The sequence below is a fragment of the Variovorax sp. Soil_C_12 genome, from assembly GCF_057657375.1.
Window position 1 is genome coordinate 92,519 of sequence record NZ_JBDGIO010000017.1, and the last position, 14,295, is coordinate 106,813.

The window sequence follows — 14,295 nt, forward strand, 5'->3', positions numbered from 1 at the left end:
GGAGACAAGACATGAAGACTGACATCACCTGCGACCTGCTCGTCGTCGGCTCCGGCGCCGGCGGCCTCGCCACCGCCATCACCGCCAGGAAGCACGGGCTCGACGTGGTCGTGATCGAGAAGGAGCCGTACTTCGGCGGCACCACGGCCTACTCGGGCGGGGTGCTGTGGATACCGGGCAACCCGCACGGCAAGCCGGCGAGCACCGGCGACACCCGGGCGCGGCAGCTCGCCTACCTGAAAGACCAGACCGGCCCGTTCTTCGACGAAACCGCGGTCACTGCCTTCCTCGACAGCGCGCCGCAGATGATCGACTGGTTCGAGCGCGAGACCGCCGTCCAGTTCGTGCCGACGCTGTACCCCGACTACCACCCCGACGCTCCCGGCGGCGCGGACATCGGCCGCTCCATCCTGGCGGCGCCGTACAACGCACGCGAACTCGGTGGCGAGCTCGGCAGGCTGCGCCCTCCGCTGACGACGATCACCTTCATCGGCATGATGTTCAACTCGAGCAACGCCGACCTGAAACACTTCTTCAACGCAACGAAGTCGCTGGTGTCCGCGGCCTACGTCGGCAAGCGGCTCGCCGGGCACTTCAAGGATCTCGCGCTGTACCGCCGCGGCGTGCAGGTCACTAGCGGCAACGCGCTCGCGGCACGCCTGGCGAAGACCTGCTTCGACCTGGGCATTCCGATCCATACCTCGGCCGAGGCGCGCGAGCTGATCGGCACCGAGGGCAAGGTCTCCGGCGCGCTGGTGCGCGGCAAGCACGACGATGTCCGTGTCCTCGCGCGGCGCGGGGTCGTGCTCGCCTGCGGCGGCTATCCGCACGATGTCGATCGCATCCGCAAGACCTATCCGCACCTGCGCAGCGGCGGCGAGCATCTGTCGCCGGTGCCCACGGGCAACACCGGCGACGGGCTCAAGCTCGCCGAAAGCGTAGGCGGGAAGGTTGACCTCAAGTTCGACGGCACGGGCGCCGCCGCATGGATGCCGGTCTCGCGCGTGCCCCTCTCGGGCGGCAAGTTCGGTGTCTTTCCGCACCTGCTCGACCGCTACAAGCCAGGGATCATCGGCGTGCTGCGCAACGGCAAGCGCTTCACCAACGAATCGAACTCGTACCACGACGTCGGCGCGGCGATGATCCGGGCCTGCCACGGGGAGCAGGAAACCGCGATGTGGCTCGTCTGCGATGCGAGGACGATCGGCAAGTACGGCCTCGGCTACGCCAAGCCATCGCCCATGCCGCTCGGCGGCCTGATCAGGAAGGGCTACCTGTTCAAGGGCCAGTCGCTCGCCGACCTGGCCAAGGCCTGCGGCCTCGACGCGGCCGGCCTCGAGGCCACGGTGCGCGAGTACAACGCCGGCGCCGTGAACGGCATCGACGCCCAGTTCGGCCGCGGCGCCACTTCGTTCAACCGCTACCTCGCCGACCCTGCGAATCGGCCCAATCCCTGCGTTGCGCCAATCGGGAAGGGCCCGTACTACGCAGTCAAGGTCGTCATGGGCGATCTCGGCACCTTCGACGGCCTGAAGACCACGACGGTGGGCCAGGTGCTGCGGGACGACGGCAGCATCGTGGAGGGGCTGTACGCGGTAGGCAACGACCGCGCCAGCATCATGGGTGGCAACTATCCTGGCGCCGGCATCACGCTTGGTCCGAACATGACGTTCGGCTTTATCACGGGCCGCTTCATCGCGGGGGCCTACGAAGGTCCGGCCGTGCAAGAGCAGGAGGTGCAGCGCCATGCTGCTTGAACCTAGTCACCCGCTGGTCGACCATCGCATCTACACGATCCGCCTGCGCAGGATGAACGAGTTCATCGAGGTCTTCGACCGCCTCGCCATGCCAATCCTGCTGAAGACGCTTGGCTATCCCCTGGGCTTCTATACGAGCCAGGTCGGCCCCCTCAACCAGTTCGTCCACCTTTGGGCGTACCAAGACCTCGCTGACTACGAGCGCCGCTGCCAAGCACGCGACACGCACCCGGATTTTCCGTCTTACCTGGCTGCTTCCGAACACCTGATCGTCGCGCAGGAAACGCGTCTGATCCGTCGAGTCCACCTCTCAAACCTAGGAGACCTTGAATCATGAACCGTCGTTCCCTCGTTTCGTTCGCCGCCCTGGCCTCCGCGCTGGCTTGCACTCCGTCATTCGGCCAGTCGTGGCCGACCAAGCCCATTCGGATGGTCGTGGGCTTCCCTGCCGGGGGCACTACCGATGTTCTTGCCCGAGTCGTCGCTTTGCCGTTGCAGAAGTCACTGGGCCAGCCCGTCATCGTCGATAACAAGCCCGGCGCTAGCGGCAACCTCGGCATCTCCGATGTGAGCAAGGCTCCTGCCGACGGCTACACGCTGATGGTGGCGCCGATCTCGGTGCAGACCGCCAACCCTTCGCTGTTCAAGCCTGCGCTGAATCCAGAGAAGGACCTGACGCCGGTCGCGAGCCTGGGCTACGCCCAACTGTACCTCGTGGCCAAGAAGGACCTTCCCGTCAAGAGCGCGACCGAGCTGGTGCAGCGTGCGAAGGTGTCCCCGGGCAAGATGAACTACGGCTCCGGTGGCGCCGGAACGCAGATGTATCTTGTGGGCGAGTTGTTCAAGCAGCAGGCCGGCATTGACGTCGTGCACGTGCCGTACAAGGGCGCCGCGCCGGCGCTGCAGGATCTGCTGGCGGGCCAGATCGACTACTACTTCGACCCTGCGACCGGCTTCTCGCATCTCAAGGAAGGCCGCGCCAAGCTGCTTGCGGTGACCGGCACCAAGCGTTCGCCCTTTTTTCCCGAAACCCCGACGCTCACCGAACTCGGGATCAAGGGGGTCGAACTAGGCAACTGGTTCGGCGTCTGGGCACCCGCAGGCACGCCGAGCGACGTCGTAGCGCGCCTGAGCAGCGAGATTGCAAAGGCGCTGGCGCTGCCCGAGGTGAAACAGCGATTCGCCGACCTCGGAACAGAAGCCGTGGTGCAGGACGCCACCGCTTTCAAAGCCACGATCAGCGGCGAGACAAAGCTCCTCTCTGCCCTGATCCGCGATCGCAAGATCGTGGTCGAGTAGTTCGCAGGGTGATAGGAGACCTCCATGAAAAAGACGCGAACACAAGTCGGCATCGTTGGTGCCGGCCCCGCCGGGCTGCTTTTGTCGCACATTCTGCACCTCAACGGTATCGAGTCGGTGGTGCTGGAGCGGCATAGCCGGGACGACGTCGAAGCGATCATCAAGGCAGGCGTACTTGAGCAAGGCACCGTCGATCTAATGAATCAGATTGGCGCAGGCGAGCGCATGATGAAGGAAGGCTTTCGCCACGAAGGTATCGTCCTGCGATTCGACGGACGTGATGAACGCATCGACTTTCCTTCGCTCACGGGAGGCAAGTCCGTGATGATCTATGCGCAGCATGACGTCAACAAGGACCTGATTGCGACGCGACTCGCCAGCGGCGGAGACGTCCGCTTCGAGTCGAAGGTCGAAAGCATCCACGACCTCGAGACCGACGCGCCTAAGATCCGGACCCGTTACCAGGATGGCAGCATCGAAGAGATCACCTGCGACTTCATTGCGGGCTGCGACGGAACGCAAGGGCTCTGCCGACCGTCCATCCCGGCGGACAAGCTGAAGGTGTACGAACGCCTCTATCCGTTCGGCTGGTTCGGTATCCTGTGCAAGGCGCAACCATCGTCAGACGAGTTGGTTTACGCGATGCACGAACGCGGGTTCGTGCTCGTGTCGACCCGGTCGCCCGAGGTGCAGCGCATGTACTTTCAGTGCGCACCGAGGGAGAAGATCGACGAGTGGTCCGACGACCGGATCTGGGCCGAGTTCAGCGCGCGTCTTGCGCGCCACGACGGTTGGTCGCCGAAGGAAGGCCCTATCTTTAGCAAGACCGTGATCGGCATGCGCAGCATGGTCACCGAGCCGATGCGCTACGGCCGAATGTTCCTCGCTGGTGACGCCGCACACGTGGTGCCGCCCACCGGCGCAAAAGGCTTGAACTTGGCGGCGAGCGACGCGCAAATTCTGGCCCGCGCACTGACGGCGCACTACAAGGACCATACCGATGCGTTACTCGACACTTACTCGGCCACGGCGCTCGCGCGGATTTGGAAAGCTACACGCTTCTCCTGGTGGATGACATCGATGCTGCACACGTTCCCCGGTGCGGACGAATTCCAGCACCGGCTGCAGATCGCCGAATTGGACTACCTGACGCGGTCGCGCGCCGCTTCGACCGCCTTGGCTGAGAACTACGTTGGCCTACCGATTGGATAAACCTCTAGTCAGCGAAACCGAAGCGCCAACACCGCTGGCAGGTCGCGCCTATCCAAGCGAAGGCGCCGCACGCTCCAAATGATTGCTTAGCGTTGCGCTGAGGACAAAGACCGCTCAGGCCGGAATGATGAGTTCGCGGCGCAGTGCCAAACGGCGGCATCGCCCGGGGCAGGCGAACCGATATAGCGATTGCTGCGCCGACACCGATCAGCATTAACTGCGGGGGGCTTTGCGTTGCATTCTTGCTTCCTGCGCCAGGAAGCGGTAGAGCTTCGGATCGTCGGCATAGCCCGCGTTGAACCGCAGCCAGGGCGTGGGCCGCAGGTCGGTGCGGAACAGGTCGCCTGGCGCGAGCAGGAAGCTCTCGGCGATGGCGCGCTGCGCCAGCGCGCGCATGTCGACATCGTCGCTCTCGAAGCGTACCCACAGAAAGGGCCCGCCCGCAGGCCGCGTGAAGAGCTGCATGCCGGCGGCTTCCAGTCGGTCGCACACGGTGTTCTGCGCGGCCTTCAGCCGCTCGGCTAGACGCGCCAGATGCGCCCGGTAGCGGCCTTCCACCAGGACGCCGTGCAGCAGCCGCTCGGTGAGCTCCGAGGTGGTCAGGCTGTTGACCATCTTCTGCAGGATGATCCTCTCGGCGAACTCTTCGTTGCAGGCCACGAAACCTACCCGCAGGCTGGGCGACACCGTCTTGGAAAAGCTGCCGACGTGGATCACGCGCTGCAACCGGTCGAGGCTTGCAAGCGAGGTGGCGCCGGGCGGTTCGAGGCCGGCCATCGCGTCGTTGTCTACGATGTGGAAGTCGAGCTGTTCGGCCAACCGCAGCATCTGGTAGACCACCGCCGGCGTGCACTGGCCGCCAGTCGGATTGTGCAGGTTGGTGGTGGTGAAGAAGGCCTTGGCGCCATGGCGCTGCGCCAGCGCCTGCAGCGCCACGAGGTCGGGGCCGTTCACCGTGCGCTCCACGCCGACCAGCTTCAGGTCCATCGAGCGCAGCATTGCGAACAGATTGGTCGAGCCCGGCTCGTCGACCAGCACCACGTCGCGCGGCAGCAGCAGGCAGCGCGCCACCAGGTTCAGTGCCTGCGAGGCGCCGTGCGTCAGCACGATCTGGTGCGGCCCAGTCTCGATGCCCTTCTGCGCGAGCAGCATCTGGATCTGCTGGCGCAGCGGCAGGTAGCCATAGGGCGTGCCGTAGTTCGCGAGCCCGGCGGCAGACTTGCGCGACAGCCCGGCCAGTGCGCGCCGCACACCGTCTATATGCAGCATTTCAGGCGGGATCCAGCCGCAGCCCGCGTTCAGCAGCGTGCGGTCGTCTTCATACACGTGCTTGAGCAGCCAAAGCGAGTCGACCGAGGTGCGCCCCAGGAAGGGCTTGCGCCGCGTGGCGGCGCGCTCCACCTCAGCCACGTAGTAGCCGCTGGCGCGCCGAGCCTCCACATGGCCCTCGGCGACCAGGCGCTGGTAGGCGTTGGTCACGGTCATGGTGCTCACGTCGCAATTCTTGGTGAGTGCGCGCACCGAAGGCAGCTTGTCGCCAGGCTTCATCGCACTCGACTCAATCTGAGCCAGAAGGGCGTCGTAGAGCTGGCGAACCAAGGGCGTGGGTAGCGAAGGATTCAGGGTGATCATGGCAAGGCATGCACGGTTCGTGTGCACAGAAAGCCCCAACAGAGGGGACGGATAGCGACTGTTCTGTACAGAAGAATTGAACTGTATATATGCATTTTCCCTGCCACCTGACTCAATGGAGCCCTCGCCGCCGCATGCCATCCGGGATGCCGGCACAGCGTTCCATCTCTTCAGGAAGCCACATGCAACCGCAGCTCTTCTCGCATTCGCCAGCCGGCGCGGCCGGCTCCTTGTCGCGCCGCCTCGCCCGATGGGGCGCAGCCGCGCTGCTGGCCGGCGCCGTCGTCGCGCCCGCGATGGCGCAGACCACCACGCTCAAGATCATTCCGAGCAGCAACATCACCGTGCTCGACCCAATCTGGACCACGGCCTACGTGACGCGCAACTTCGGCTACATGGTGTACGACACGCTGTTCGCCACCGACCTCGAAGGCCACATCAAGCCACAGATGATCGACAAGTGGAAGGTGTCGCCCGACAACAAGACCTGGACCTTCACGCTGCGCGACGGCCTCGAGTTCCATGACGGCAAGCCCGTCACCAGCGAGGACGTGACGGCCTCCATCAAGCGCTGGGCCAGCCGCGACACCTTCGGCGCGCAGCTCGCCAAGGTAACCGAGCGCTACGACACGCCTGACGCCAGGACCTTCTCCATCGTGCTGAAGGAGCCCTTCGGCCTGGTGCTCGAGGCGCTGGGCAAGCCATCGTCGAACGTGCCGTTCATCATGCCCAAGCGCATCGCCGACACCTCGGCCGACACTCAGATCAAGGAATCGATCGGCTCCGGCCCCTACGTGTTCAAGGCCGACGAATTCCGCCCCGGCGAGCGCGTGGTGTTCACCAGGAACACGCGCTACAAGCCGCGCGCCGAGGCGCCCTCGGGCACGGCCGGCGGCAAGAACGTGTACGTGGACCGGGTGGAGTGGCTCATCATCCGCGACGCGCAGACGCAGATGAATGCGCTGCTCACCGGCGAGGCCGACATCCTGGAGCAACCCGCATTCGAGCAGTACGCCACGCTGCGCACCAACCCCGACATCAAGCTGGTCGACGCGCAGCCCGCGGGCAACCAGTTCATCCTGCGCTTCAACTTCCTGCAGCCGCCGTTCAACAACGAGAAACTGCGCCGCGCCGCGCTGATGGCGCTGGGCCAGGAAGCCTTCCTGCGCACGCAGGTCGGCACGCCCGGGCTCACGCGCTACTGCAAGAGCATGTTCCCCTGCGGCACGCTGTTCGAGTCGGAGCAGACGGGCGACTACACCGGCATCGCCAACCCGCAGAAGGCCAAGGCGCTGCTCGAGGAGGCCGGCTACAAGGGCGAGCCCGTGGTGCTGATGCGCCCGACCGACAACCCGACCATCGGCAAGCTGCCTCTGGTGGCCAAGCAGCAGCTGGAGCAGGCCGGCTTCAAGGTCGACATGCAGTCGATGGACTGGTCCACGCTGGTGGCGCGCCGCGCCAAGAAGGACGCGCCCTCGGCCGGCGGCTGGAGCGCGTTCATGACCTCGTGGACCGCCTCGGACATCCTGAACCCGATCACCATGGCCATGATGAACGCCACCGGCGACAAGGGCTGGTTCGGCTGGCAGACCGACGCCAGGCTGGAAGAAATCAAGGTCCAGTTCGCGCAGGCCAAGACCGACGCCGAAAAGAAGAAGCTCGCGCAAGCCGCCCAGCTGCGCGCCTTCGAGACGGCCACGCACGTTCCCGTGGGCCAGTACAACCAGCCCGCCGCGATGCGCAAGAACGTGAGCGGCCTAGTGCCGGCCGGCGCGCAGGTGTACTGGAACATCAAGAAGCAATAAGGCCGCTCCTGCCATGCTGACCTTCCTCGGCAAGCGCCTGCTGGCCACTATTCCCGTTCTGCTGGTCGTGGCGGTGGCGATCTTCATGATCGTGCGCCTCACGCCCGGCGACCCGGCGGCTGTCATCGGCGGCAACAGCGCCACCAACGAAGACCTGGACCGTATCCGCGTGCAGCTCGGCCTGACCAGGCCGCTGTGGGAGCAGTTCGCGATCTGGGGCAACGGCGTGCTGCGCGGCGACCTGGGCTTCTCGTTCTTTTTGAACAAGCCGGTGCTAGAGCTCATCGGCCAGCGCATGGAGCCCACGCTCTCGTTGGCCGGCGGCACGCTGCTGCTGGCGGTGGTCATCGCGCTGCCGCTGGGCACGCTGGCCGCGTGGCGCATGGGCGGCTGGCTCGACAAGGCCGTCATGGCCTTCTCGGTGGCCGGCTTCTCGGTGCCGGTGTTCGTGGTGGGCTATGTGCTGATCTACCTACTGGCGATGAAGCTGCAGTGGTTTCCGGTGCAGGGCTACCGGCGCATCAGCGAAGGCGTGGGGCCCTGGCTCAACCAGCTGGTGCTGCCGTGTCTCACGCTCGCCATCACCTACGTAGCGCTGCTGTCGCGCGTGACGCGGGCCGCGGTGAGCGAGGCGCTGACCGAGGACTTCATCCGCACCGCGCGCGCCAAGGGAATCACCGAGCTAGAGGTGCTCAAGCACCACGCGCTGCGCAACGCGGCGGTGCCGGTGGTCACGGTGATCGGCGTGAGCGCAGCGCTGCTGCTGGGCGGCGTGGTGGTCACCGAGACGGTGTTCGCCATCCCGGGCCTGGGCCAGCTCACGGTCGATGCGGTGCTGAACCGCGACTTCCCCGTGTTGCAGGGCGTGGTGCTGTTCTTTGCCGTGGTGTACGTCGCCGTCAACCTGCTGGTCGACGTGAGCTATCTCTTCATCGATCCGCGCATCCGCTATTGATCATGGGCACTCTCAAAAGACTCTGGCGCAACACCGCCGTGCGCGGCGGCGTCGTCGTGCTGGTCGTGCTGGCGCTGCTGGGCGTTTTCGCGCCCTGGCTCGGCACCTTCGATCCTTCGGCGATGGACCCTAGCTTCATCTCGGTCGGCGCGGGGACCTCCGGGCAGGTGACGATGCCCGACGGTGCGCAGTTCGCCCACACCTTCTGGATGGGCAGCGACAGCGTGGGGCGCGACGTGTGGAGCCGCGTCCTCTTCGGCACCCGGATCTCGATGACCGTGGGCCTGTTCACCGCCTTCGTCGCCATCGCCTCCGGCTGCCTGCTTGGCATGCTGGCCGGCTACTTCCGCGCGGTCGACGCGGTGCTGATGCGCGTGATTGACGGTGTGATGGCCATTCCCGCCGTGCTGCTCGCCATCACGCTGGTGGCGGTGCTCGGCGCGAGCCTGCCGACAGTGATCCTGGCCATCGCGGTGCCCGAAGTGCCGCGCGTGACGCGGCTGGTGCGCGCGCTGGTGATGAGCCTGCGCGACGAACCCTTCGTGGAGGCCGCGCGAGCGCTGGCCACGGCCGACGCCACCATCCTATGGCGCGACATCTTGCCGAACGCGTTGGCGCCGCTGATCGTGCAGGGCACCTTCATCGCCGCCTCTGCCGTGCTGACCGAAGCCATCCTGAGCTTCCTCGGCCTGGGCCTGCCGTCGGACGTGCCGACCTGGGGAAACATCATGGCCGAAGGGCGGGTGCAGTTCTCGCAGAGCCCGGGCAACGTGCTGTTCCCCGCGCTGTTCCTGGTGCCGACGGTGCTCGCCATCAACATGCTGGGCGACGGCCTGCGCGACGTGCTCGACCCCAAGTTCTCCAAACGTGTCTGAGGCGCTGATTCCATGACTGATTCAAATCGCAGCGCCGCCATTCTCGAAGTGCGCGGCCTGCAGGTCGCGCTGCCCCCGGACGCCGACCGCCCACACGCCATCGCGCACCTCGACCTGTGCATCGAGGCAGGCCGCACGCTGTGCATCGTAGGCGAGTCCGGCTCGGGCAAGTCGGTGCTGGCCACCACGGTGATGGGGCTGCTGGCCAAGGGACTCACGCTCCAGGGCGGCGACGTGATCCTGTCGGGCGAAAAGCTGGTCGACAACGGCCGCTTCACCTCCGGCAAGCGGCTGCGCCAGTTGCGCGGAACCGGCATGGGCATGGTGTTCCAAGAGCCCATGACCGCGCTGAACCCGGTGCTCACCTGCGGCGAGCAGGTCGACGAGCTGCTGCGCACGCACACCACGTGGAGCGCCGCGGAGCGCAAGGCTCACATCATTTCCATCTTCGAGCGCGTGCGGCTGCCCGACCCGGCGCGCATCCATGCGAGCTACCCGCACCAGCTCTCGGGCGGGCAGCGCCAGCGCATCGTGATCGCGATGGCCATCATCCTCAAGCCGCGCCTGCTGATCTGCGACGAGCCGACCACCGCGCTGGACGTGACCACTCAGGCCGAGATCCTCAAGCTCATTGCCGAGCTGCGGGCCGAGCAGGGCAGCGCCGTGCTCTTCATCACGCACGACATGGGCGTGGTCGCCGAGATTGCCGACGACGTGATGGTCATGCACCGCGGCGAGCTGGTGGAGCAGGGCCCGTGCGAGCAGGTGCTGCGGCGTCCGCGGGAGGCCTACACGCGCATGCTGCTGGACGCCGTGCCCGGCATGACGCCGCCGCCCGCGCGCGAGTTGCCCGACGGCAAACCGCTGCTGGCCGGCACGGGTGTCGGCAAGATCTACACGCGGCGCGACTGGATCGGCCGCGCCAAGCACAACACCGCGCTGCAGGATGCCAGCGTGGCGGTGCACCGCGGTGAAACAGTCGGCGTGGTGGGCGAATCGGGCTCGGGCAAGTCGACCTTTGCGCGCTGCATGATCCGGCTGATCGCGGCCAGCGCGGGCAGCATCCGGTGGGGCGACGCCGAGGTACGCGACCTGCCCGAAGGCCGCCTGCGGCCGCTGCGCTCACGCGTGCAGGTGGTGTTCCAGGACCCGAACCGGTCGCTCAACCCGCGGCGCACCGTGGGCTCGTCGATGGTCGAGGGGGCGATGAACTTCGGCCTGAGCAAGCTGCACGCGCGGCAGACCGCCGAGGAGCTGATGGACCGCATCCAGCTGCCGCGCACCGCGCTCGACCGTTATCCGCACCAGTTCTCGGGCGGCCAGCGCCAGCGGCTGGCCATTGCGCGCGCGATTGCCTGCCAGCCGCAGGTGCTGGTGGCCGACGAGGCGGTGTCCGCGCTCGACGTGTCGGTGCAGGCGCAGATCCTCGACCTGCTGCGCGAGATCCAGCGCGACCTCGGGCTGGGCATTCTCTTCATCACGCACGACCTGCGCGTGGCGGCGCAGCTGTGCGACCGCGTCATCGTGATGAGCCAGGGCCGCATCGTCGAGCAAGGGCCCACGGGGCAGGTGTTCAGCGCGCCCGCCAACGACTACACGCGCAGGCTGCTGGCGGCCGCGCCGCGCGCGGAACTCGCGAGCGCGTCGTGGGTCCAGTGAGCGTGTGGCGCGCCTGGCGCGCATCGATCGACGACCCGGCGTGGCGCCGCGCGTTTGCCAAAGGGCGGCGCGACATCGCGGGCGCCGCGCTCGGCACCATGGCCATGGGCCTCGTGGCCGGCGTGGCGATGGCCAAGAGCGGTGTCGGCCTGGGCGTGATCCTCGCGATGTCGCTGCTGGTGTTCGCCAGCGCATCGCAGCTGGCCTGCCTGCCGCTGATTGCGGCCGGAGCACCGTTGTGGGTGATCGTGGCGACCGCGTGCGTGCTCAACCTGCGCTTCGTGGTGTTCAGTGCGAACTGGCGACGCTACTTCGGCGGGCACCGCCGGCTGCCGCGTGTGCTGCTGTCTTACCTGGCGGGCGACCCGGTGTATGCGCAGTTCGTCCTTCGACATCCGCAACCGTCGCCTTCGGGCCGTGCGACCGCGCAGCAGCAGGGCTACTTCCTCGGGCTGGCGCTGACCAACTGGGCGGCATGGCACATCGCGTCGCTCGCGGGCATCTTCCTGGCCGACGCGATTCCCGCGGCCTGGGGCCTGCGCTTCATCGGCGTGCTGGCCTTGCTGGCGCTCGCGCTGCCCATGCTCACCGACCGCGCGGTGCGCTGCTCCGCATTGGCCGCGGGCACGGTGGCACTGGCGACGGCCTCGTTGCCGATGGGGCTCAACGTGGTCGCGGCCATTGCCACCGCCTTCGTCGCCGGCACCTGGGCCGACCGCCGCTGGGGTGTGCGCTGATGCACCTGGGGCACGATGTGTATGTCTGGCTTGCGGTGGGCGCGCTGGTGGTGGTGACGGTGCTCACGCGCTGCTTCTTCCTGCTGCCCGACAGCGAGCCGAAGCTGCCGGGCTGGCTGTGGCGCGGGCTGCGCCATGCGCCGGTGGCGGCGCTGCTGGCGATGGTGGTGCCCGATATCTTCCTCAGCAACGGCCGCATGCTCGCCGACTGGCGCGATGCGCGGCTCTTTGCAGTGGGCGCCGCATTGGCGTACTGCCTTGTTCGGCGAAACGATGCGACCGGGACGATCCTGGCCGGCACGGGTACGCTGATGCTGTTGAGGCTCGGCTTCGGCTGGGCATGAACCGAATACTTTCTTGAAGCGAAATGGAGAACATGGGATGACGCTGGCAATGAGCTGGAACGAATGGGCCGATCACGACGGCATCGGATTGGCCGAAAGGGTCCGCAAGGGTGACGTGACGGCCGCGGAGCTGGCGGCCCAGGCGGCGGCCGGCATCGCGAAGCTCAATCCGCAGTTGGACGCGGTCGTTGAGGTGTTCGACGACGTGGTGGCCGATCCGCTGAAGGACGGCATGAATCCCGACGGCGTGTTCGCGGGCCTGCCCTATCTGATGAAGGACCTCGGCCCCACGCTGAAGGGCCGGCTGCAGGAGTTCGGCTCGATGATGATGCAGGGCTATCGCCCGGCGGCCGACAGCTTCCTCACGCAGCAACTGCGCAAGTCGGGTCTCAACATCGTGGGGCGCAGCACGACGCCGGAGTTCGGCGTGTGCAGCTCGGCGGAGAACGCGCTCTATGTCACGCGCAATCCCTGGGATCTCGAATACACCACCTGCGGCTCGTCGGCCGGCACGGCCGCCGCCGTTGCCGCCGGCGTGCTGCCGCTGTCGCACGCCACCGACGGCGGCGGCTCCATCCGCATTCCTGCGGGCGTGAACGGCAACATCGGCCTGAAGGTGTCGCGCGGCGTGTTCTCGCTGGCGCCCGGCCTGTCGGACCTCTCGGGGCTGGTGTCGATCCAGGGCTGCCACAGCCGCACCGTGCGAGACACGGCGGCCTTCGTCGACCATTGCCGCGGCGGCGCGCCGGGCGAGTTCATGCCTTTCTGGTCGCCTTCCGAGCCGTACAGCGAGCTCATCCGGCGCGACCCCGCCCGCCTGCGCATCGCGCTGTCGCACGAATGGGGCGACTTCCGCGCGACGCCGCATTTCGTGGCCGAACTGGAGCGCGTGGGCAAGTTCCTCGAAGGGCTGGGGCATCACGTGGAATGGGTGCTGCCCGAGGTCGACTTCCGGGCCGCCTTTGCCGCGCAGACCACCTGCTACATCAGCAACTTCGCACAGGTCATCGACGGCCACCTGCACAGGCTGGGGCTGGAGCGCCCGCCGGCCGAGCTGCTGGAGCCGATCAACATCAAAATCTGGGAAGCCGGGCTGCACACCTCGTACACCGAACGCTCGAAGATGCAGGCGGTGTTCAACAGCACCTCGCGCGCCTTCGGCCACTTCTTCCAGCGCTGGGACATCATCCTGACGCCGATCACCGCGCTGCCCACACCCAGGGTCGGCACCAGCGAGTACCTGACCACCAGCACGAACCCGTCCGTCTACGACTGGTTTGCCAACCTCTGGCAGAACTTCGCGTACACGCCGCTGGCCAATTTGTGCGGCATGCCGGGCATCTCGCTGCCGATGGCGACGCAGGAAAACGGCATGCCGCTGGGCATCCAGGCGCAGGCGGCGCAGGCGAACGACGGGCTGCTGTTGCAGCTGGCCGCGCAGATCGAGCGTGCCATCGGTGGCAAGTGGAATGCCGGGCGGCGGCCGGGCGTGCACGTCGCCGCATCCGGTCGACCACCGCTTGAACAGTCTTGAGGCGATCGGCCTCGCGCATCGTCATTGTGATCGTCGACATTCGACTTTCTTGGGTTCACGCACATATGCTCAACCAAGCGGTCGAATGGACGCTTCACCGTCAAGCGGCTCACGTCGAGCAAGCGGATGCGCGCCACCCACAAGGCGCTGCGGCAGGCGTTGTACCGACGCCGGCACGAACCGATCGCAGTGGTCGGCACATGGCTTCGCCGCGTGATGCAGGGCTACTTCAACTACCACGCCGTCCCCGGCAACAACCTGCGCCTGAGCCGATTCCGATCAGGAGTCTGCAAGGCTGGGTTGCACGCCCTTCGACGACGGGGGCAGTATGGCCGTATGTCCTGGGCGCGTTTCCTCAAGCGGGTGGCGCCATATGTGCCGTCAGTTCACGTGCTGCACCCTTACCTGGCGCAGCGCTTCTTCACGTCATGACTCAAGGCAGGAGCCGAGTGCGGTAGCTCTGCACGTACGGATCTGTGCGGGGGG

At 66.7% G+C, this 14,295-nt stretch carries 13 protein-coding genes; 12 read left to right on the forward strand and 1 reads right to left on the reverse strand.

Going from position 1 to position 14,295, the window contains the following annotated elements:
* The first annotated feature begins 11 nt into the window (after nt 1–11).
* From AC3A6X_RS31015 to AC3A6X_RS31030, 4 genes are read left to right on the forward strand one after another with little or no spacing between them, the layout of a single operon-like run.
* Nucleotides 12–1,757: an FAD-dependent oxidoreductase gene (locus AC3A6X_RS31015; protein ID WP_487845780.1), complete on the forward strand. Its 1,746-nt coding sequence runs from the start codon at nt 12–14 to the stop codon at nt 1,755–1,757.
* Nucleotides 1,747–2,094 carry an NIPSNAP family protein gene (locus AC3A6X_RS31020; RefSeq protein ID WP_487845781.1) on the forward strand — a complete coding sequence of 116 codons (348 nt, stop codon included), beginning with the start codon at nt 1,747–1,749 and terminating at the stop codon, nt 2,092–2,094. The genes AC3A6X_RS31015 and AC3A6X_RS31020 overlap by 11 nt, the downstream gene beginning before the upstream one ends.
* Nucleotides 2,091–3,056, forward strand: a complete 966-nt coding sequence (locus AC3A6X_RS31025; RefSeq protein WP_487845782.1) for a Bug family tripartite tricarboxylate transporter substrate binding protein — start codon at nt 2,091–2,093, stop codon at nt 3,054–3,056. The genes AC3A6X_RS31020 and AC3A6X_RS31025 overlap by 4 nt, the downstream gene beginning before the upstream one ends.
* Nucleotides 3,057–3,080: 24 nt before the next feature.
* Nucleotides 3,081–4,268: a 4-hydroxybenzoate 3-monooxygenase gene (locus AC3A6X_RS31030; protein ID WP_487845783.1), complete on the forward strand. Its 1,188-nt coding sequence runs from the start codon at nt 3,081–3,083 to the stop codon at nt 4,266–4,268.
* 213 nt (nt 4,269–4,481) lie between these two features.
* Here the strand turns inward: AC3A6X_RS31030 and AC3A6X_RS31035 are convergent, their stop codons facing one another.
* The gene (locus tag AC3A6X_RS31035; protein WP_487845784.1) at nt 4,482–5,900 is read right to left on the reverse strand and encodes an aminotransferase-like domain-containing protein; all 1,419 of its coding nucleotides are present in this window, start codon (nt 5,898–5,900) and stop codon (nt 4,482–4,484) included.
* Between the two features lie 182 nt (nt 5,901–6,082).
* On the opposite strand from AC3A6X_RS31035, the gene AC3A6X_RS31040 reads away from it, so the two are divergent.
* The 8 genes from AC3A6X_RS31040 (at nt 6,083) to AC3A6X_RS31075 (ending at nt 14,241) form a co-directional block, all read left to right on the forward strand.
* Nucleotides 6,083–7,705: an ABC transporter substrate-binding protein gene (locus AC3A6X_RS31040; protein WP_487845785.1), complete on the forward strand. Its 1,623-nt coding sequence runs from the start codon at nt 6,083–6,085 to the stop codon at nt 7,703–7,705.
* Nucleotides 7,706–7,718: 13 nt separating this feature from the next.
* Nucleotides 7,719–8,660, forward strand: a complete 942-nt coding sequence (locus AC3A6X_RS31045; RefSeq protein WP_487845786.1) for an ABC transporter permease — start codon at nt 7,719–7,721, stop codon at nt 8,658–8,660.
* A gap of 2 nt (nt 8,661–8,662) precedes the next feature.
* Complete coding sequence (locus AC3A6X_RS31050; protein ID WP_487845787.1) at nt 8,663–9,535, forward strand: ABC transporter permease; 873 nt, start codon at nt 8,663–8,665, stop codon at nt 9,533–9,535.
* A gap of 12 nt (nt 9,536–9,547) precedes the next feature.
* On the forward strand, nt 9,548–11,194 hold the full coding sequence (locus AC3A6X_RS31055; protein ID WP_487845788.1) for a dipeptide ABC transporter ATP-binding protein: 1,647 nt from the start codon (nt 9,548–9,550) through the stop codon (nt 11,192–11,194).
* A complete protein-coding gene (locus AC3A6X_RS31060; RefSeq protein WP_487845789.1) occupies nt 11,182–11,931 on the forward strand; it encodes an AzlC family ABC transporter permease in 750 nt (249 codons plus the stop codon). The genes AC3A6X_RS31055 and AC3A6X_RS31060 overlap by 13 nt, the downstream gene beginning before the upstream one ends.
* Complete coding sequence (locus AC3A6X_RS31065) at nt 11,931–12,275, forward strand: AzlD domain-containing protein (RefSeq protein WP_487845790.1); 345 nt, start codon at nt 11,931–11,933, stop codon at nt 12,273–12,275. Before AC3A6X_RS31060 ends, AC3A6X_RS31065 begins: the two co-directional genes overlap by 1 nt.
* Before the next feature lie 37 nt (nt 12,276–12,312).
* Nucleotides 12,313–13,809, forward strand: a complete 1,497-nt coding sequence (locus AC3A6X_RS31070) for an amidase (RefSeq protein ID WP_487845791.1) — start codon at nt 12,313–12,315, stop codon at nt 13,807–13,809.
* A 126-nt stretch (nt 13,810–13,935) separates the two neighbouring features.
* Entirely contained in the window at nt 13,936–14,241 is a 306-nt protein-coding gene (locus AC3A6X_RS31075) for a hypothetical protein (protein WP_487845792.1), read from the forward strand.
* Nucleotides 14,242–14,295 lie beyond the last annotated feature (54 nt).